Annotated in this window: 25 protein-coding genes; 19 read left to right on the top strand and 6 right to left on the bottom strand. The window is 68.7% G+C overall.

Going from position 1 to position 18,537, the window contains the following annotated elements:
- Window positions 1–4 precede the first annotated feature (4 nt).
- From ACQI46_RS15295 to ACQI46_RS15275, 5 genes are read left to right on the top strand one after another with little or no spacing between them, the layout of a single operon-like run.
- Complete coding sequence (locus tag ACQI46_RS15295) at window positions 5–757, top strand: DUF2786 domain-containing protein (RefSeq protein ID WP_427094867.1); 753 nt, start codon at window positions 5–7, stop codon at window positions 755–757.
- Window positions 754–1,245: a TIGR04338 family metallohydrolase gene (locus tag ACQI46_RS15290; protein ID WP_427094866.1), complete on the top strand. Its 492-nt coding sequence runs from the start codon at window positions 754–756 to the stop codon at window positions 1,243–1,245. Before ACQI46_RS15295 ends, ACQI46_RS15290 begins: the two co-directional genes overlap by 4 nt.
- Window positions 1,246–1,255: 10 nt before the next feature.
- The gene (locus ACQI46_RS15285) at window positions 1,256–1,915 is read left to right on the top strand and encodes an O-methyltransferase (protein WP_427094865.1); all 660 of its coding nucleotides are present in this window, start codon (window positions 1,256–1,258) and stop codon (window positions 1,913–1,915) included.
- Between the two features lie 16 nt (window positions 1,916–1,931).
- On the top strand, window positions 1,932–2,348 hold the full coding sequence (locus tag ACQI46_RS15280; RefSeq protein WP_427094864.1) for an SRPBCC family protein: 417 nt from the start codon (window positions 1,932–1,934) through the stop codon (window positions 2,346–2,348).
- Between the two features lie 41 nt (window positions 2,349–2,389).
- Window positions 2,390–2,830 carry an SRPBCC family protein gene (locus ACQI46_RS15275; RefSeq protein ID WP_427094863.1) on the top strand — a complete coding sequence of 147 codons (441 nt, stop codon included), beginning with the start codon at window positions 2,390–2,392 and terminating at the stop codon, window positions 2,828–2,830.
- Window positions 2,831–2,840: 10 nt separating this feature from the next.
- On the opposite strand, the gene ACQI46_RS15270 is transcribed toward ACQI46_RS15275, so the two are convergent.
- A complete protein-coding gene (locus ACQI46_RS15270) occupies window positions 2,841–3,662 on the bottom strand; it encodes a nitroreductase (RefSeq protein ID WP_427094862.1) in 822 nt (273 codons plus the stop codon).
- A 56-nt stretch (window positions 3,663–3,718) separates the two neighbouring features.
- Complete coding sequence (locus ACQI46_RS15265; RefSeq protein WP_427094861.1) at window positions 3,719–4,213, bottom strand: DUF2243 domain-containing protein; 495 nt, start codon at window positions 4,211–4,213, stop codon at window positions 3,719–3,721.
- A 181-nt stretch (window positions 4,214–4,394) separates the two neighbouring features.
- On the opposite strand from ACQI46_RS15265, the gene ACQI46_RS15260 reads away from it, so the two are divergent.
- Genes ACQI46_RS15260 through ACQI46_RS15240 form a run of 5 tightly spaced genes read left to right on the top strand, consistent with a single transcriptional unit; the run spans window position 4,395 to window position 8,873 of the window.
- Window positions 4,395–5,285, top strand: a complete 891-nt coding sequence (locus ACQI46_RS15260; RefSeq protein ID WP_427094860.1) for a phosphate/phosphite/phosphonate ABC transporter substrate-binding protein — start codon at window positions 4,395–4,397, stop codon at window positions 5,283–5,285.
- Between the two features lies 1 nt (window position 5,286).
- Window positions 5,287–6,096 carry a phosphonate ABC transporter ATP-binding protein gene (phnC, locus tag ACQI46_RS15255; RefSeq protein ID WP_427094859.1) on the top strand — a complete coding sequence of 270 codons (810 nt, stop codon included), beginning with the start codon at window positions 5,287–5,289 and terminating at the stop codon, window positions 6,094–6,096.
- Complete coding sequence (phnE, locus tag ACQI46_RS15250; RefSeq protein WP_427094858.1) at window positions 6,093–6,923, top strand: phosphonate ABC transporter, permease protein PhnE; 831 nt, start codon at window positions 6,093–6,095, stop codon at window positions 6,921–6,923. Before phnC ends, phnE begins: the two co-directional genes overlap by 4 nt.
- The gene (locus ACQI46_RS15245; RefSeq protein ID WP_427094857.1) at window positions 6,920–7,648 is read left to right on the top strand and encodes a GntR family transcriptional regulator; all 729 of its coding nucleotides are present in this window, start codon (window positions 6,920–6,922) and stop codon (window positions 7,646–7,648) included. Before phnE ends, ACQI46_RS15245 begins: the two co-directional genes overlap by 4 nt.
- A 46-nt stretch (window positions 7,649–7,694) precedes the next feature.
- Window positions 7,695–8,873 (top strand): alpha-D-ribose 1-methylphosphonate 5-triphosphate diphosphatase, encoded by a 1,179-nt coding sequence (locus tag ACQI46_RS15240; protein ID WP_427094856.1) that lies wholly within the window; start codon window positions 7,695–7,697, stop codon window positions 8,871–8,873.
- On the opposite strand, the gene ACQI46_RS15235 is transcribed toward ACQI46_RS15240, so the two are convergent.
- A complete protein-coding gene (locus ACQI46_RS15235; RefSeq protein ID WP_427094855.1) occupies window positions 8,870–9,433 on the bottom strand; it encodes a TetR family transcriptional regulator in 564 nt (187 codons plus the stop codon). The genes ACQI46_RS15240 and ACQI46_RS15235 overlap by 4 nt on opposite strands.
- Before the next feature lie 91 nt (window positions 9,434–9,524).
- On the opposite strand from ACQI46_RS15235, the gene ACQI46_RS15230 reads away from it, so the two are divergent.
- Window positions 9,525–10,208, top strand: coding sequence for a nitroreductase (locus tag ACQI46_RS15230; protein ID WP_427094854.1), 684 nt, complete (start codon window positions 9,525–9,527; stop codon window positions 10,206–10,208).
- A gap of 18 nt (window positions 10,209–10,226) precedes the next feature.
- Here ACQI46_RS15230 and ilvD read toward each other — a convergent pair whose 3' ends face one another.
- Window positions 10,227–11,924, bottom strand: coding sequence for a dihydroxy-acid dehydratase (gene ilvD / locus ACQI46_RS15225; protein WP_427094853.1), 1,698 nt, complete (start codon window positions 11,922–11,924; stop codon window positions 10,227–10,229).
- Between the two features lie 77 nt (window positions 11,925–12,001).
- Between ilvD and ACQI46_RS15220 the strand changes: the two genes are divergently transcribed.
- Together ACQI46_RS15220 and ACQI46_RS15215 are read left to right on the top strand one after the other, a co-directional pair.
- On the top strand, window positions 12,002–12,130 hold the full coding sequence (locus ACQI46_RS15220; RefSeq protein ID WP_427094852.1) for a hypothetical protein: 129 nt from the start codon (window positions 12,002–12,004) through the stop codon (window positions 12,128–12,130).
- A 23-nt stretch (window positions 12,131–12,153) separates the two neighbouring features.
- The gene (locus ACQI46_RS15215; RefSeq protein WP_427095071.1) at window positions 12,154–12,477 is read left to right on the top strand and encodes a metal-sensitive transcriptional regulator; all 324 of its coding nucleotides are present in this window, start codon (window positions 12,154–12,156) and stop codon (window positions 12,475–12,477) included.
- A 10-nt stretch (window positions 12,478–12,487) separates the two neighbouring features.
- Here ACQI46_RS15215 and ACQI46_RS15210 read toward each other — a convergent pair whose 3' ends face one another.
- Entirely contained in the window at window positions 12,488–12,784 is a 297-nt protein-coding gene (locus ACQI46_RS15210) for a thiamine-binding protein (protein WP_427094851.1), read from the bottom strand.
- Window positions 12,785–12,939: 155 nt separating this feature from the next.
- Here ACQI46_RS15210 and ACQI46_RS15205 point away from each other — a divergent pair, with 155 nt between their 5' ends.
- The 6 genes from ACQI46_RS15205 to ACQI46_RS15180 are packed head-to-tail and all read left to right on the top strand — an operon-like array spanning window position 12,940 to window position 18,037.
- Complete coding sequence (locus ACQI46_RS15205; RefSeq protein ID WP_427094850.1) at window positions 12,940–13,941, top strand: L,D-transpeptidase family protein; 1,002 nt, start codon at window positions 12,940–12,942, stop codon at window positions 13,939–13,941.
- 35 nt (window positions 13,942–13,976) lie between these two features.
- A complete protein-coding gene (locus tag ACQI46_RS15200) occupies window positions 13,977–14,969 on the top strand; it encodes a DUF4129 domain-containing protein (protein WP_427094849.1) in 993 nt (330 codons plus the stop codon).
- On the top strand, window positions 14,966–15,445 hold the full coding sequence (locus tag ACQI46_RS15195; RefSeq protein ID WP_427094848.1) for a hypothetical protein: 480 nt from the start codon (window positions 14,966–14,968) through the stop codon (window positions 15,443–15,445). Before ACQI46_RS15200 ends, ACQI46_RS15195 begins: the two co-directional genes overlap by 4 nt.
- The gene (locus ACQI46_RS15190) at window positions 15,442–16,404 is read left to right on the top strand and encodes an AAA family ATPase (RefSeq protein WP_427094847.1); all 963 of its coding nucleotides are present in this window, start codon (window positions 15,442–15,444) and stop codon (window positions 16,402–16,404) included. Before ACQI46_RS15195 ends, ACQI46_RS15190 begins: the two co-directional genes overlap by 4 nt.
- Window positions 16,401–17,624: a DUF58 domain-containing protein gene (locus tag ACQI46_RS15185; protein WP_427094846.1), complete on the top strand. Its 1,224-nt coding sequence runs from the start codon at window positions 16,401–16,403 to the stop codon at window positions 17,622–17,624. The genes ACQI46_RS15190 and ACQI46_RS15185 overlap by 4 nt, the downstream gene beginning before the upstream one ends.
- Entirely contained in the window at window positions 17,621–18,037 is a 417-nt protein-coding gene (locus ACQI46_RS15180; protein ID WP_427094845.1) for a hypothetical protein, read from the top strand. The genes ACQI46_RS15185 and ACQI46_RS15180 overlap by 4 nt, the downstream gene beginning before the upstream one ends.
- On the opposite strand, the gene ACQI46_RS15175 is transcribed toward ACQI46_RS15180, so the two are convergent.
- Window positions 18,034–18,423 (bottom strand): hypothetical protein, encoded by a 390-nt coding sequence (locus ACQI46_RS15175; RefSeq protein ID WP_427094844.1) that lies wholly within the window; start codon window positions 18,421–18,423, stop codon window positions 18,034–18,036. The genes ACQI46_RS15180 and ACQI46_RS15175 overlap by 4 nt on opposite strands.
- Window positions 18,424–18,537: the final 114 nt, after the last annotated feature.

Here is an 18,537-nt window from a genome sequence, read left to right as displayed (position 1 = left end):
GGGCATGAGTACTGACGAGAAGATGCTGGCCCGTATCGCCGCGCTGTTGCGACAGGCCGAAGGCACCGACAATCCGCATGAAGCCGAGGCGTTCATGGCCGCCGCACAGCGGCTGGCCACCGCGACCTCGATCGACCTCGCGGTCGCGCGTAGTCACAGTGCCCAACGCACCGCCGCCCAGGCGCCGGTGCAGCGCACCATCACCATCGGTGAGGCCGGAACGCGCGGGTTGCGTACCTATGTGCAGTTGTTCGTGCTGATCGCCGCGGCCAACGACGTCAAATGCGATATCGCGTCCAACTCGACGTTCGTCTACGCCTACGGTTTCGCCGAGGACATCGACGCCACCCACGCGCTGTATACCAGCCTGGTCATGCAGATGGTGCGGGCGTCCAACGAGTACATCGCCTCGGGCGCGCACCGGCCGACGCCGACCATCACCGCGCGGATCAACTTCCAGCTCGCGTTCGGTGCCCGGGTCGGGCAGCGGCTCGCCGAAGCCCGGGAGCAGGCCCGCGCGGAAGCCACCGCAAGCCCGACCAGTGCGCCGGGCACCGCGATTGCGTTGCGCAACAAGGATCTCGAGCTCAAGGACTACTACAGCCAGACCTCACGGGCCCGGGGAACGTGGCGGGCCACCAGCGCCACGGCCGGATACTCGTCGGCGGCTCGGCGCGCGGGGGACAGGGCGGGGCGTCGCGCCAAGCTCGGTGGTGACGCCGAGCTCGCGGGCGCTCGCTCCGCGTTGGAGAAGTGACCCGCGACAGCCAGCGCGCAAAGGTCTACGCCGCAGAGCAATTCGTGCGCACCATGTTCGATCGGGCGGCCGAGCGCGGCAACCCCGCGGTGGAGTTCTTCGGCACGATGCTGACGCTGCCGCCGGAGGCGCGGTTCGGTTCGGCTGCCACGGTGCAGTCCTATGTCGACGACGTGCTGGCTCTGCCCGCGGTGCGGCAGCGCTGGCCGGACGCGCAGCCGCTGCGGGTGCGGGCCCGGCGCGGAGTGAGCGCCGCGCACTACGAGTGCACTGAGCGCGGCGCGGTGATCGCGGTCCCCGACGAGCGCAGTGGCTGGGCGCTGCGAGAGTTGGTGGTGCTGCACGAGATTGCCCATCATCTGGGTGATGCGGATCCGCCGCACGGACATGAGTTCGTCGCGACGTTCTGCGAACTCGCCGGCGCGGTGATGGGCGCCGAGGTGGCTCACGTGCTGCGTGTGGTGTACGCGAGGGAAGGGGTGAAGTAGCGTCGACACCGTGACCGCGCCCGACTGGGGTTCTCTCGACGACCTGTTCACCCGCGTCCTGCACACCGAGGACGACGCACTGCGTGCCGCCCGCGAGGCCGGCGACGCCGCGGGCATGCCCGCGATCGAGGTCTCGGCGCAGCACGCCAAGCTGTTGTCCTTGTTGGTGCGCATCGCCGGTGCCCGCCGGGTGCTGGAGATCGGCACCTTGGCCGGATACAGCACGATCGCGTTGGCCCGTGCCGTCGGCCCCGAGGGATCGGTGACCACGCTGGAATTCGAACCGGCCCACGCCGAGGTGGCGCGCCGCAACCTCGAGCGCGCCGGGGTCGGCGACCGCGTCGACATCAAAGTCGGTGCGGCACTGGATACTCTGCCCACCCTGCAGGGCGGGGAGCCGTTCGGTCTGGTGTTCATCGACGCCGACAAGGAGAACAACGTCGCCTACGTCGAGTGGGCCGTCGAGCTGGGCGCCCCAGGCACCGTCATCGTCGTCGACAACATCGCCCGCAACGGCCGGGTGCTCGATCCGCAACCCGAGGACCGGCAGGCACATGCCGTGCGCGCCATGTTCGACATGATGGGCGCCCACCCCCGGCTCGACACCGCCGCGATTCAGACCGTCGGCGCCAAAGGCTGGGACGGCTTCGCGATCGCGATCGTCACGTAGTGGGTACACCGCCCGGATGTGGACGGTGAGTAGAGACATCCGGGCGCCCGCCGACACGGTGTGGCAGATCCTCGTCGACCTCGACGCCTGGCCACGCTGGGGCCCCACCGTGTCGGGCGCGTCGTTGGACGGGCCGGGCTTCGAGCTGGGCGCGACGGGCAAGGTGTGGACGCCGGTGGGTGTTCCGCTGCCGTTCATGATCAGCGAACTCGACCCCGGCCGGGTGTGGGGGTGGCGGGTCGCCGGGGTGCCGGCCACCCGGCACGGTGTCGAACCCGGCGGTCAGCAGTGTCGCGCCTGGATGAGCGCACCGCTGTGGGGCCCGGCGTATCTGCCGGTGCTGGCGCTGGCATTGCGGCGGATCGAGCAGATGGCCGTCGCGCAATCCGCAGGGCAGAGCAAGACCGCACCGCCGGGCACCGGACGACCGTGAGCGCGGGTTTCGATCGGCGACCGCCGGGCTAATCGCCCGCCATGGCCATCACCGAGTCCCGTGAGATTCTCATCGAGGCGACACCCGAGGAGATTCTCGCGGTGCTGTACGACCTCGAAACGCTGCCCGACTGGTCCTCGGCTCATGAGCGCGTCGAGATCCTCGAACGCGACGACCAGGGCCGGCCGAAGCGCTCCCGGCAGGTCGTCAAAATCGTCGGCATCAGTGACGAACAGGTGCTCGACTACGAGGTCTACGAGGACGGCGTCGGCTGGACGCTGGTGAGCTCCGCACAGCAGAAGGCGCAGGACGGCCGCTACACGCTGACCCCGGAGGGGAACGGCACCCGCGTGCGGCTGGAGCTGACCGTCGACACCACGGTGCCGCTGCCCGGATTCCTGATCCGCAAGGGTGCCAACGGTTTGATGGACACCGCCACCAAAGGGCTGCGCAAACGCGTGCTGTCGGTCAAGGGCACGTAGGGAAGCGCCGTCAGTTCAGGTCGAAAGTGGTTGTCTCCGCTACGGATCGACGTTCCACCGGCGGCAGCGGGTCGCCGACGGCCTGCACGCCGAGCCGCAGCAAGGCCTGGGGGTGAGCCTCGGCGTCGAAGACCTCACACGCCAACGCCAGGCGGTCGCGCATGTCGTGCAGCGGCAGGGTCAACGGACACGACGCCAGGCCCAGCGCGGCCGCCGACAGCGTCAGGTGACTGATCGCCTCGCCGGCACGCAGCCGCGCTCCGTCGTCGTCGGTATCGGTGGCCAGCACGAGCATGGCGGCGTCGTCGCCGGGATGCCCCGGTGCGTCGTCGCCGTAACGCAGCGCGAACTCGGTGTCACCGATGCGGGCCCATCGGACGGTGGGCACCACGGCCAGCCGGACGCCGAAGCGCTCCGCGCGCAGCATGAGCAGTTCGATCGTTCCGGCGGGCAGCGAGCCGAGGTACGGTCGCCGGTCCGCACGGCGACGCACGATCGCCTCCGCCAGCTCCAGGTTGCCGCTGCCCGGCGTCCGCTGCTCGAGCGCGATGGTGGCGAGGACACCGTCCTCCGGCAAGCGAACTATGCGGCTGGACCAGCCCGCCGCGGAGAACGCGACCGCACAGTGGTGTAGAACGGCGCCGCAGCTCAGGACGACGTCACGCCGGTCGGAGTCGCTCTCGCCGAGTCGGCGGTCCCAATCGGCGAACAGCTGCACGCCCCGGTGGTCGACGTGCCACCGCCACGGCTGCGCGTTCCGGGCTGATGGGGCGCGCGCGGCGAGGTCGAGAACGCTGTCCAGCGTCGCGGCATCAGGGAACGCTGCGGCCACGCCTCACCTCCGCCTGATGTTCGCCGGTACGGCGACATTCTAGGGGCAGGCCGGTGTCAAGATCGCGTTGCCGCCAGCGGCCGGGAAGGGAGGTTGCCGACGCCGCGGCGGTACAGCAACCACCCCACGATGATCTGCAGCACCCCGAACACCAGGAACCCGATGTCCCAGGACAACGGCGCGCCGAGGTCGTCGCGCACGTGGTGGACGCCCAGCAGCAGGTGGTCGACGGTGCCTTCGACGACGTTGAAGATCCCCCACCCGGCCAGCAGCAGTCCGAAGTGGAAGGACCAGCTCGGGGCGAGATCACCACGCCGCCAGGACACCACGGTGCCGATCGACCCGGCCATCACCAGCAGCCAGGTGCCGACGTGGAAGAACCCGTCGGCCATGACGTTGTGTTGAAGACCTGTCAGGGTGTCCGGTGACTCCGTGTCGCTGATCATGTGGTGCCACTGCAGAATCTCGTGCAGCACGATCCCGTCGATGAAGCCACCGAAGCCGAGCCCCAGCAGCAGGCTCGGCCAGACGCTCGGCTTGTTGTCGGCCATGCCCGTACGGTGCCCGTCTTCCGGGCGGCCAAACCTCACCGCAGTCCGAAGGCGCCGAACGACCGTCGACGGTGGCCGCGTGACGTTGCGCTGAAGGTCGATCTCCGTTAACCGGCACGTCGCCGTTGCTATCTACACAAGTACACAGCAATCGACGGGGGCCAACAGATGGGAACAATCGATGTCCGGACGCAAGGTCGTCACAGGAGCTGTTGTGCTGTTGTCCGCCGCGGCGCTCGCCGTCGGGTGTAGTAGCCAACCCAGCGAGGAAGAGCAGGCAGGCACCATCCGACTGGCCGTCACCGACCTGCAGGGCTTGGAAGAACTCCAACGCGAATACGGCGCATTTCAGGCGGTATTCGAGGAGAAGTCCGGAGTCGAGGTGGAGTTCTTCGCAGTCAACGATCGCACCGCCGCGGCAGCGGCATTGCAGGCCGACCGCCTGGACGTCGTCTTCACGGGACCGGCCGAATACGTGGTGATCCACGAGCGCACCGGTGCCGAACCGATTGTCGCGATCGAGCGGGACGGGTACCGATCGTGCATCTACACCCGCGCCGACACCGGGATCGACAATCTCGCCGCACTGCGGGGCAAGAAGATCGCCATGTCCGACGTGGGCTCCACCAGTGGGCATCTCGGTCCTGCGCAGATGCTCAAGGATGCGGGCGTCGAACCCACCTCGGACGTGGAGGTGCTCACCGTCGGAGACGCCGTGCACGCGGCGCTGCAGCGGGGCGACGTCGACGCCGTCGGCATCGGCTGCCACGACTACGAAGAGTTCATGGCCACCGACGATCCCGCGGCCTACCGGTTGATCGAGGAAGGCCCCATCCTGCCGCCTGACCTCCTGGTCGGACGAGAAGGCCTGGATCCGCAGACGATTCAGACCATCCAGTCCACGTTCGACGAGAACTTCGACGAGCTGTTGGGCGCCATGCTCGAGGGTAAGGACAACGCCAAGTTCGCCAACGCGAAACTGGTCGAGGTGAACGACGGCGACTACGACCGGGTGCGGTCGATGTACCAGGCCGTCGGCGTCGACGACTTCTCCGACTTCCTCGGCGATTGACATGGCCGTCCCCGTCGAACTGTCCGCGTCTGCGAAAGCCGGCCGGCGCGCAGGATCCGAGATCGCGATTCGGGTCGACGAACTCGAGCTGCGCTATCGCCGCAGTGCGGACAAGGTGCTCGCCGGTGTGAATCTGCATGTGCGCCAGGGTGAGACGGTTGCGCTGATCGGTACGAACGGGGCCGGCAAATCGACTCTGCTGAGGTGTCTCGTTCGACTGGTCGAGCCGACCGCCGGAACGGTGAACCTGGGCGGGACCGACATCACCTCCACCTCCAGACGGCAGCTGCGTGGTGTCCGCAGTGAGATCGGATTCGTGTTCCAACGGTTCCACCTGATACCGCGGCTCTCCGTCCTGCACAACGTGATTCACGGTGCCATGGGGCGCCACGGAGTGCGCTGTGCCTGGCCGCTGACCAGTCCGTCGCACGTGCGCCGGGACGCCATGGCCAACCTCGAGAGGGTGGGGCTGGACAGCATGGCCGAGCGCCGCGTGGACACCTTGTCGGGCGGTCAGCAGCAGCGGGTCGCGATCGCGCGGATGCTCATGCAGCAGCCGACCATCGTGCTGGCGGACGAACCGGTGGCGAGCCTGGATCCCGCGTCGGCGATTGCGGTGATGGAACTGTTGCGGTCGATCGCCATCGAACGCCACGTCACCGTCGTCATGGCCCTGCACCAGATGGACCTGGCCTTGCGCTACGCCGACCGGGTGGTCGGTCTCCAGGACGGGAAAGTCAGTCTCGATCGTCCCACCGCGGAATGCGACTCCGCCCAACTGGCGCGGATCTTCGCCGACGGTGCCGCGTGACGACCACGGCTCCGTCGGGCCGGGTCGGCGGGCAGCCGCCGCCGCGGATGCGACGCCCCAGCCTGCTGACGCTGGTCATCATTCTGGTGGTCGGTGGGCTGCTCGCGCACGGATGGACACAAGGGGCGGCCGTGCGGCCGGATTCCCTGGCCACCGGTGTGTTTCGACTCGGCGACTTCCTGTCCTCCGCGGTCCCACCGGACACCGACCGTCTCGGTCCCATTCTCAAGGCTCTGCTGGTGACGGTCGAGATGGCCCTGCTCGGCACGGCCATCGGCGTGCTCCTCAGCGTTCCTCTGGCAGTGCTGGCCGCTCGCAACACCACCCCGCACTGGTCGTTGTACGGCCTGAGCCGAGGCGTCATCACTGTCAGCAGAACCATCCCCGACCTGGTGTGGGGGCTGATCTTCGTCATCGCCGTGGGACTCGGACCCGAGGCCGGTGTCCTGGCCATCGCCGTCGACGTCATGGGCTTCTGCGGGCGGTTCTTCGCCGAGAGCATCGAGGACATCGATCCCGGACGCATCGAAGGGTTGCAAGCGCTCGGTGCGTCCCGCTTCGGGGTTCTGGCCGGCGGTGTATTGCCCGCCTGCACACCGTCGTTCGTCACGACGTCGATGTTCGCGCTGGAATCCTCGGCGCGCTCGTCGGTGGTGCTCGGCCTGGTCGGCGCCGGTGGCATCGGCATCGAGCTCGCGACGTCGATGACGCTGCTGCGTTACGACGAGGCGGCCACCATCATCCTGGCCATCCTGGTTGTCGTCGTCGCCTTCGAACGCGTGTCCGCCGCGATCCGGCGGCGGATTCTCTCGGACGGGAACCGATGACCAGCCCTGCGATCAACAGGTACGCCGAACAGCCGCTGTACCGCCAGCTGTGCCACGTGCTCGAGACGCGGCTGATCTCCGAGGCGAAGCCCGGCGACAAATTGCCCAGCGAAGCGGAGCTGTCGGCGCAGTTCGACGTCAACCGGCTGACGGTACGACGCGCACTCGACGAACTGAACCAGCGTGGCCTCATCGAAACCGTGCGTGGGAAGGGGTCTTTCGTCGCGATCCCGCGGGTGCGCTACGACATATCGGCAGGACGCGACGCCAGCTTCACCCGCACGATGGTCAGTGCGGGCCATCGGGTGGGCATCACGGTGCTCTCGACCGAGATCGCCGACGAACCGGTCACGCAGTCGCTGCTGCAGACCGAACGCCCGCTTTTCATCTGCCGGACGTTGCGGTGGGTCGACGGCGAGCCGTGGTCGGTGTCGACGACCGCGATCCCCACTGAGTTCTTCCCCCGGGTCGAACTCGAATGGGCCGGTGACACTTCGCTGTTCGACTATCTGCACGACGCCTACGGCGTTCGCATGCGCCGGGCCTCACGTACATTCGTCGCTGTCCTGGCCGAACCCGGAGAGGCGGAGCAGCTTCGAGTTCGCGTGGGGGCAGCGATCTTGGAGATGCGGGGCATCAACGTCGATCTGGGCGCCACGCCCATCGCAGCGGTGCGGCACCGTTTCCGCGGCGACCACGTGCAATTCACGGTGGACCTGACGTGAACGTCGATCGCAGCGTGCTGCGCGATCGTGGACAGGAGAGAATGTCATGACCCACACGGTGATCGAAGGCGTGACCGTCATCCCGGGCATCCGCCGCGACGCGATCCGCGACGCGGTTGTCGTGCTCGACAACGACGGCCGGGTCGACGAGATCATCCCCGACCAGGTGGCCGCCCACGACCGGTACCTCGTCCCCGGCGGTGTGGATCTGCACCTGGACAACCTCCTGCAACGGCGCCGGCCCCGCGCGACCGTCTCCCTCGATCACGCGACGGTCATCTCGGTACTCGACGCCGAATGCGCAGCCGCCGGGATCGCTACGGTCTGCATCGCCGCGCGCTGTGAGGACTCGCCGCGCAAGGGCATCGCGATCGCCGACGCGGCGGTGCTGGCCGCGGTGCTCGAAGAGCTCGCGCCGATGTTGTGCTGCGACTGGCGCATCCACGCCCGCGTCGAGCTGACCGACGAAGGCTCGGTGGACGCGCTCGAAAGTGTTCTGGCAGCGTCGACCCGCGTGGCGTTGATCTCGGTGATCGAGACATCGATCCAACGCAGCCGGTTCGCCAGTCTCGCGGAAACCCAAGCGTTCTACGCCCAGGACTGGGGCATCTCCGAAGCAGAGGTCGAAGAGATCTTCACTGTCGATGCCGTCCAGCTGGGCAGGATCGCCGAGCGTCGCAGTCAGGTCGCAGCGCTGGCGCACAGTCGTGACATCGCGCTGGCGACTCACGACGACCGCACCGCCGAACACATCGAGGAAGCGTTCGCCCTGGGCGCACGGATCGCGGAGTTTCCGCTCACCACGGCCGCCGCTCGCCGCGCGCACGAACTCGGTATGACGGTGGTGCTCGGCGCTCCCAACGCCGTGCGCGGCAGATCGACATCGTCGGGCAACATCCTTGCCGCCGAGGCGATCTCGGCAGGGGTGTGCGACGTGCTCTGCTCGGACTACCTGCCCTCGGCGCTGTATTCGGCACCGCACGTGCTCTCGTCTGAGCACGGTGTGCCGCTCACCGATGCCGTGGATCTGGTGTCGACCACTCCCGCTCGGGCGCTGGGGCTGCCGCCCGTCACGATCGAGGTGGGCCGCCCTCTGACCGCATCCCTCCGACGGGTCCAGCATTTCGTCGCCGGCGCCCCCGAACGGGGCGCACACGTCGGCACGGCCCTGTGGCGGGACGGCCGGCTGGTGTTCAGCCGCGACCCCGCTCCGACGCTCACCTAGCGCAGCGCGGCCTCGAGCAGCGTCTCGGCGGCCTCCCGGGCGTAGTCACCGCGGTCCGGATCGTCGAAGACCATGGCTCGTCCCGCGACTCCGTCGGCGAGGATGGCCAGCTGCTCGGCCAGTCGGTCGGCGTCGCGCGCCCCGAGCTCCGTGAGCAGTTCGGAGATCCGAGAAGTGAACTGTTGCTTACGTTCTCGCGTATATGCGTGGGGCGGGCTCTGGGGGTCGGGGAATTCCGTCGCGGCCGCGGTGAACGGGCACCCGCGCACGGGCCCATCGAACCGGTGCACTCGGAACAGCGCCATGACGCGGTCGCGGGCCGGCAGGTCCTGGCGGTCGAGCATGCTCTCCATCGTCAGGCCGGCGTCGGAGAGGTGCCGCAGGTACGCGACGACGAGGTCCTCCTTGGCGGGGAAGTGAACGTAGAGCGTGCGTTTGGACACCGGGGCCGCAGCGGCGATCTGCTCCATGGTGGTCGCGGTGATGCCCTGGGACTCGAACAGAGCAGTGGCGGCGGCCAGAATGCGCTCCCGTCCGCCGCGACCGCGAGATGTCTCCATGCCGAAAAGTATACGTCAGCGTTTACATCGGGGCGGAAGATCGCTAGGGTCCTCTTTGGTAAACGCAACCGTGTACTTGAGGAGGTTTCCCATGATGTCGACGACCGCACTGAGCGAATCGGTCGATCACGTGATCCGCAGCCGGCGCGCGACCCGGGCGTTCCTGCCCGACGAGGTGCCCGACGACACGATGCGCGCGGTCTTCGCCCTGGCCAACCACGCGCCGTCCAACTCGAACACCCAGCCGTGGCACGTCGAGGTGGTCAGCGGGTCGGCCCGGGATCGGCTCGCCGATGCGCTCGTCGCGGCCCACGCGACCGGTGCACAGTCGGTCGACTTCCCGTACCAGGAGGGCCTCTTCCAGGGCGTGCTGGCGACCCGGCGTGCGGAGTTCGGGGCGCAGCTCTACGGCACCCTCGGCATCGCGCGGGAAGCCACCGACCTGCTCGAGGGCTACAACACCAAGAGCCTGCGGTTCTACGGAGCGCCGCACGTGGCGATGCTGTTCGCCCCGGCCGAGACCGAGGCGCGGATCGCCGCCGACATGGGCATCTACGCCCAGACGTTACTGCTCGCGATGACCGCGTACGGCATCGCGTCGTGCCCGCAGGCGTTGCTCTCGTTCTACGCCGACACCGTGCGGGCCGAGCTCGGTGTCACCGGGCGAAAGCTGTTGATGGGCATCTCATTCGGCTACGCCGACGAGTCCGCACGAGTCAACACGCTGCGGGTGCCCCGCGCGGAGCTGGGGGAGACGACGCGCTTTCGCCGGTGACCTCCTGGACAGGTTGACCTAGGTGCAGACGGCGCCGACGGCAGCCGACCCCACCAGCTTGGTGTACTTGGCCAGCACACCGGTGGTGTAGCGGGGCGGCAGCGGCTCGAATCCCGCTTTGCGGGCTTCGAATTCGTCCTTGTCCACCAGGATGTCCAGCGTGCCGTTGGCGACGTCGAGCCGGATCCGGTCCCCGTCGCGGACGAACGCGATCGGTCCACCGTCCACGGCCTCGGGCGCGATGTGGCCGACACACAGGCCGGTGGTGCCGCCGGAGAACCGGCCGTCGGTCATCAACAGCACGTCCTTGCCCAGCCCGGCGCCCTTGATCGCGCCGGTGATGGCCAGCATCTCGCGCATGCCGGGGCCGCCCTTGGGGCCCTCGTAGCGGATGACGACGACGTCGCCGTGGGTGATGGTGCCGTCCTCGAGTGCGTCCAGCGCGGCCCGCTCACGCTCGAAAACCCTTGCGGTGCCCTCGAACACATCGGAGTCGAAGCCGGCCGACTTCACCACCGCACCCTCCGGCGCCAGCGACCCGTGCAGGATCGTGATGCCGCCGGTGGGGTGGATCGGGTTGTTCATCGCGCGCAGCACCTTGCCGTCGGGGTCCGGCGGCTCGATGTGGGCGAGGTTCTCGGCCATCGTCTGACCGGTGACCGTCAGGCAGTCCCCGTGCAGCAGACCGGCATCCAGCAGCGCCTTCATCACCACCGGCACGCCGCCGATCTCGTCGACGTGCTTCATCACGTGGCGCCCGAACGGCTTCACGTCGGCCAGGTGCGGAACCTTCTGCCCGATGCGGGTGAAGTCCTCCAGCGTGAGCTTCACGTTGGCCTCGTAGGCGATCGCCAGCAGGTGCAGCACGGCGTTGGTGGAACCGCCGAACGCCATCACCACCGCGATCGCGTTCTCGAATGCCTCCTTGGTCAGGATGTCGCGCGCGGTGATCCCGCGGCGCAGCATCTCGACGACAGCCTCACCGGAGCGGCGGGCGAAGTCGTCGCGGCGCTTGTCGATGGCCACCGGAGAGGCGCTGCCGGGCAACGACATTCCCAGCGCTTCGGCAGCCGAGGCCATGGTGTTGGCGGTGTACATGCCGCCGCAGGCGCCCTCGCCGGGACAGATGGCGCGTTCGATGATGTCGACGTCCTCGCGCGACATCAGCCCACGGGCGCACGCCCCGACCGCCTCGAAGGCGTCGATGATCGTGACTTCCTTCTCGGTTCCGTCGGTGAGCTTGGCGGTGCCCGGCATGATCGAGCCGTTGTAGAAGAACACCGACGCCAGATCCAGGCGCGCCGCGGCCATCAGCATGCCGGGGATCGACTTGTCGCAGCCGGCCAGCAGCACGGTGCCGTCGAGGCGCTCGGCCTGCACCACGGTTTCGACGCTGTCGGCGATCACCTCACGGGAGACCAGCGAGAAGTGCATGCCCTCGTGGCCCATGGAGATGCCGTCGGACACCGAGATGGTGCCGAACTCGAGCGGGAAGCCGCCGGCCTCGTGCACGCCGCCCTTGACGGACTGGGCCAGTCGCTGCAGCGACATGTTGCAGGGCGTGATCTCGTTCCACGACGAACCGACGCCGATCTGCGGCTTGGCCCAGTCGTCGTCGCCCATGCCGACCGCGCGGAGCATGCCGCGCGCGGCGGCCTTCTCCAGTCCGTCGGTGACGTCACGACTGCGGGGCTTGATATCAGATCCTGAGGGCATCTATCGATTATGCGCCCGGTGTTTGCACCGGCCAAACCATTACCGATACCCCCGTAGGGTACCGGTAGGCTGGTCGCATGACAGGGACGGCGGCACGGGGATGCGCGCCGGCCGAGCAGATCGCCGCGGAGTTCGACAAACTCATGGTGGCGACCCAGGAAGCCGAGATCGAACGGATGGGACAGCTACAGAAGGAGCTCCCGTGAGCGAAGCGAGCAATCCGGCTCCCGTGACTGAACCGACCGACACCGCGTCACCGGAGCCGGAAGCACCACACGGGTATTCGGCGCAGAAGGACAACTACGCGCGGCGGCTGCGCCGCATCGAGGGTCAGGTGCGCGGGATCGCGAAGATGATCGACGAGGACAAGTACTGCATCGACGTCCTCACCCAGATCAGTGCTGTGAACAGCGCGTTGCAGTCGGTGGCGCTGGGCCTGCTCGAGGAGCACCTGGGTCACTGCGTGAGTCATGCGGTCGCGGCCGGCGGCGCCGAGGCCGACGCCAAGCTCGCCGAGGCGTCCGCGGCGATTGCGCGCCTGGTCCGGTCCTGACCGGCAGACGTCAGCCCAGCGCGTCCTCGATGCGCTGCACTTTCGCTTCCAGCTGGCCGGTGTAGCCCGGCCGGATGTCGGCTTTGAGAACCAGGCTGACCCGGGGTGACTTGGCCGCCACGGCGTCGACGGCCTGCTTCACGACGGCCATGACCTCGTCCCATTCGCCCTCGATGTTGGTGAACATCGCATTCGTCTCGTTGGGCAGCCCGGATGCCCGCACCACCCGGACGGCTTCGGCCACCGCCTCGCTGACTCCGCCGGTGTCGTCGGCGCCGGCAGGACTGAGGGAAAACGCCACGATCATGGGCCGAGCCTACGACCGTCAATGCGCCGCAGGTAACGCCCGGCTGCCGGAGGGCGATGATCCGTGCAGGTCAGGGCGTCGACGGTGTTTACGGGCGGCTGATCGAACAAACGGCTGTGCCACACTGGGGTGCAGTCGCTGAACTGGAGGTATGTATGCGGCAGCGCAACAATCTGCGGTGGTTCGCCGTGACGATGGCATCAGCGGTGGTCGCCGTGCTGACGCTGAGCGCCCCGTCGGCACTCGCGCAACCCGGAGTTGCACCCGTGCCGCCGCCGGTGGACCCGGCGGCGCCGGTGGACCCGACGGCGCCGGTCGCCGCGGTGCCGTCCGCGCCGGGCGTCTCCGCCGCAGCCGATCCGCTGGCGGTCATCCCCGGAGAGGCCATGCCCATCCCCGAGGACACGCCGGCCGGACAGAACCCGACCCCGTTCGTCGGGCAGCCGCCGTTCGTGCCACCGTCCTTCAACCCCGTCGACGGAGCACTGGTCGGCGTGGCCAAGCCGATCATCATCAACTTCCAGCGGCCCATCGCCAACCGCCCGCTCGCGGAGAGCGCGATCCACATCTCGTCCAACCCGCCGGTGCCCGGCCGGTTCTACTGGATCAGCGACAAGCAGGTGCGGTGGCGCCCGCAGGACTTCTGGCCGGCCCACACGATCGTCAACATCGACGCCGCGGGCACCAAATCCAGCTTCCGTGTCGGCGAGTCCCAGGTCGCGACCATCGACAACGCGACCAAGCAGATGGAAGTCATGATCAACGGCGAGTTGGTCAAGACCTTCCCCGTCTCGATGGGCAAGACCGGCTATGACACCAAGAACGGCACCTACTACGTGCTGGAGAAGTTCGCCGACATCGTGATGGACTCCTCGACCTACGGTGTCCCGGTCGACGACCCGTCCGGCGAGGGGTACAAGATCAAGGTCAAGGACGCCGTCCGCATCGACAACAGCGGCATCTTCGTCCACAGTGCGCCCTGGTCGGTGGGTTCGCAGGGCAGCTCGAATGTCAGCCATGGCTGCATCAACCTCAGCCCTGCCAACGCCAAATGGTTCTTCGACACGTTCGGCAGCGGCGACCCGGTGGTCATCAAGAACACCGACGGCGGCTGGTACACCCAGCAGGACGGCGCACACGACTGGCAGCTGTTCTGAGTTAGTCCCGCCCGGCTCGTCGCGACCGTGCCACGATGGGCTCAGGCCGATGGCCGTCTGAGACCGTCGGCACCGAGTTCAGGGTGGGGCCGATGCCCGGTGACGGCAAGGCGGTGGCACGCACGGTCGCGGTGCTCGCGGCATTGCTGCTGAGCGCGCTGGCCCTGCGGGGCTACCTTCCGGCCGACCAAGGCGCCGCGCCCCCACCGCGTGAACGGGAGCCTGCGCAGGGCTCACCGATCCCGGTCCTGGTGCTGTTCACGGTCGCGGTGGCGATCCTCGCGTTCACGGCGCTGGCCCGACCGCGGCGACGACCCCACACCTACGCCGAGGAGCCACCCCGTCGATTCGGTGGCACCGGGGGACAGATCCCGTGGCGGCTGGTCATCTATGTCGCCGCGGGCTTCCTGATCTGGCTGACGCTGCTGCTGCTCCTGCAGCGCTGGGACGTGCCGCCGCCCGAACCCGACAGTGCACCCTCGGACGTCGCACCGACCGAGCCTGGCACCGACTCCGGTGGTGCCGAGCCCGAGCCGCCGGCCCGCGGCGGCTCCGACAGCCTGTTCGGCTACGTCCTGGCCGCGACCATCGCGATGGTGCTGCTCTCGATCGTCGCCGGCTTCCGCGGCCGCCCGCGCGGTACCGCAGCGCAACTCCCCGCCGCCGACGACGTCGGCCCCGCGCCCGTGCGATCCGGCGGGCCCGACCTGGCGCGCGCCGCCGAACTCGGGCTCGCCGAGATCGGCGACCGCAGCCGCGACCCGCGAGAGGCCATCATCGCCTGCTACGCCGCCATGGAAACCGAACTGGAGAAGTCCCCGAGCACCAGCCCGCAGGCCTCGGACACCCCGTCGGAAGTGCTGGCCCGCGCCGTCGCACGCCGGGTGCTGCGCGCCGACAACGCCGCAGAGCTGGTCGACCTGTTCGAGGAAGCCCGGTTCAGCCGCCACGTGATGACCGAGCAGCACCGCGACGAGGCGCTGCAGGCCCTGCGTGCGGTGCAACGCGAGCTGCAGGGCGCGTCATGACGAAGCTGGTCGCGGGCACGGTGGTCCTGGTGGTGGCGGCCGGCGTTCTGGCGTGGATGATCGACCGGCAACTCGTGCTCCCGGCCTGCGGCGCGGCGCTGGCCTGCGGACTTATCACCGCACGATGGCGGCTCACGCATCCGGACCGCGCCGACCAGGACCCTCCGGCCGACAGCGCCGACGCCGCGCTGCAACGGTGGCTGGCGCGGACCGAGACGTTGATCTCCTGGTCGGAGTCCACGCGCGCCGACTGGGACCGCCGGCTGCGCCCACTGCTGGCCCGTCAGTTCGAACTGGCCGCCGGCACGCGTAAAGCCAAGGATGCCAACGCCTTCCAGGCCACCGGGCGCATGCTGTTCGGCCCGCAGCTGTGGGCGTGGGTGGACCCGGAGAACATCTCGCGGACCGGTGGCCAGCAGCCCGGGCCCGGCCGCGAGACCCTCGATGCGATCCTGCGACGTCTGGAGCAGCTGTGAGCACACCGGCCGTTACCACCGCGCAGTGCGAAGCGGTGCTCGACGCGATCTCACACGTGGTCGTCGGTAAACGCCACGCCCTCAACCTGATCCTGACCACCGTGCTGGCACGTGGCCACGTCCTGGTCGAGGATCTGCCCGGACTGGGCAAGACGCTGATCGCGAAGTCGTTCGCCGCCGCCCTGGGTCTGGACTTCACCCGCGTGCAGTTCACCCCGGATCTGCTGCCCGCCGACCTGCTCGGCTCGACGATCTACGACATGACCTCCGGACGCTTCGAGTTCCGCCGCGGCCCGGTCTTCACCAATCTGCTGCTGGGCGACGAGATCAACCGCACCCCGCCGAAGACACAGGCCGCGCTGCTGGAGGCGATGGCCGAGCACCAGGTCAGCATCGACGGCGTCACCCACCGGCTGCCCGAGCCGTTCCTGGTCCTGGCCACCGACAACCCCATCGAATACGAGGGCACCTACCCGCTGCCGGAGGCGCAGCTGGACCGTTTCGCGATCCGGCTGGAACTCAAATACCTGTCGCCGCAGGAGGAGACGACGATGCTGCGGCGGCGGCTCGATCGCGGGTCCCGGGTCCCCACCGTGGCGCAGGTCGTCGATGCCCGCGAGCTGGTGGCGATGCAGGAGTCGGTGGAAGAGGTCACCGTGCACGACGATGTGCTGCAGTACGTGGTGTCGCTGGCCGCGGCCAGCCGCAACCATCCGCAGGTATCGGTCGGGGCCAGCCCGCGGGCCGAGCTCGACCTGGTTGCGCTGGCGCGGGCGCGGGCGCTGCTGCAGGGGCGCGACTACGTGATCCCGGAAGACATCAAGGCGTTGGCCGTCCCGACCATCGCGCACCGCATCAGTCTGCGCCCGGAGATGTGGGTGCGCAGAGTCCAGGGCTCCGACATCGTCGAGGATCTGTTGCGGCGTACACCGGTGCCCCGAACCCGAGAGTCGCAATGACCTCCGGGCATGGCCTGACCGTTGAACTTCACTGGCGTGCAGGTAGTTTGACCGTGGCCGCAGCTACCTGTGCCGGCGCGGCGATCATCGCCGCGCTGGTGACCGGCCGATGGGATCTGGTGGTGTTCGCCGCGCCCCTGGCGGGTGTGCTGTGCGCGCCGGCCTGGCACCGCCGGGTCCCCTCGGTTCGCGTCGCTGCGACGCCTGCGCTGCAGAGGTGTTTCGAAGGCGACACGGTCACGGTGTCGGTCGCCGCCGAAGCCGACGACGGCAGCCCCGTCGCCGTCCAGATCTCCACGGCGGCAACGACGGAGCGCCACGATTCCACGGTGTCGGTCACCGCATCTCGGTGGGGGCGCTACCCGATCAGCGTCGAGGTGAGCGTACCGGCGCACGGCGGCCTGCTGTGCGGCCACGGCGCGGTGGACGCCGCCGAGGTGTTCGTGTTCCCGGTCGCGCTCGCGCAGTCGACACCGATTCCCCGCAGCGAACTGCTCGACCGGCTCGGCACGCATCTGACGCGGCACGTGGGCCCGGGTGTGGAGTACGCCGACATCCGGCCCTACGTTCCCGGCGACCAGTTGCGCACGGTGAACTGGCCGGTCAGCGCACGCCGCGGCACCCTGCACATCACCGAGCGGCTCACCGACCGAGCGGCCGACGTCGTCGTCATGTTCGACGTGTATCCGCAGCCGCCCGGTCCGGCGACCGACGCCACCGAACGCGCCGCACGGGGCGCCGCGCAGGTGGTGCAGAGTGCGCTGCGGTACGGCGACCGGGCCGGTCTGGTGGCATTGGGCGGACGTCGGATCCGTTGGCTGGGAGCCGATATCGGGCAGCGCCAGTTCTACCGCATCCTCGACACCATGCTGGGCGCCGCCGACACGTTCGAGACGGCGTCGGGCACGCTGGCGCCACGTCCCGCCGTTCCGGCCGGAGCGATCGTCGTCGCCTTCTCGACCATGCTCGACACCGAGTTCGCGCTGGCGCTCATCGATCTGCGCAAGCGCGGCCACGCCGTCATCGCAGTGGACATCCTCGAAGGATGCCCGATCGCGGACGTGGGCGATCCACTGGTGGAACGCATGTGGAGCCTGCAGCGCTCGTTCATGTACCGCGACATGGCCACGGTCGGCGTCGACATCGTGGCATGGCCGGGTTCGGCGACACTGGACCAGGCGATGGCACTGATGCCAGAGCACCGGGGTGAACGGCGGTGAAAGCGTTGGTACCCACACTGTTCGGGCTTCTGATGGTCGTTGCCGCGACCGCCGGCACCACGCCGATTGCGCTCGTCGGGGCCGCGGCAGCGGCGATCGCGGTGCTCATCTCGGTCCGGGTGCCGATGGCGGCGACCGGCGCCGTGCTGTTGACCGTGTGCACGGTGTTGCTTGCGCAACCCGCACCGATGTACACCGCGCTGTCCGGGTTGGCTGCCGCCGCTTATCTGGTCCTGCGGCACAACCGAGGACGGGTGTCGGTGCCTGCGATGATCGCCGCGGTCGGATTCACCGGACTCGCGACGCTGGTGGTGGCCGCGCCGGTGGAGCTCCCTTGGGTGCCGCTGGTTGCCCCGATCGCACTCTTCGTCGCATATGTGTTGGCGCTGAGGCCTTTCCTTCGCGACGACTAGGAGAACGGCCCGACCTTGACTGGCTTGCAGGCGGGACCTGTCGGGGTGTTGCGCGGGTCGAAGTTGCCGCCCCACGGATTCGACCGGCTGATGCCCTGGGCCTGCCACCCATCAGACCCGACCCATTCCGGGCCGGCTTCGCTCGCGGTCTGATGCGGCACGCCCATTTCGGATGTGCGCACGTCACTGCCGCTCTGCGTCCCGATGCTGGTCAGGCAGGCCTCACTGCTGGTGACGCTTGCCGCCTGCTCCGAACGGACTTGGCCGTCGGCGGATATGTCGGTGGGCGCAGGATCGTTGGGGTCGGCGTGGGCTACGGCGCTTCCCAGGCTCAGGGCGGTCCCGAGCAGGACAGCGGCGACGGCCGAGAACGGTCGGAACGACATGCGGGTGCTTCCTTTTTCGCGCCTCGAGGCGCAGCGAACCAGCCATCTGTACTGATGGATGGAACCGCGCGACAGTTGGCGGGCCGGTGGTTACGAATTTCCTTGTCCGATGGT

It is taken from the genome of Mycobacterium sp. SMC-4, assembly GCF_050205565.1.
GTDB lineage: Bacteria > Actinomycetota > Actinomycetes > Mycobacteriales > Mycobacteriaceae > Mycobacterium.
This window is presented reverse-complemented; position numbering and strand designations above follow the sequence as displayed.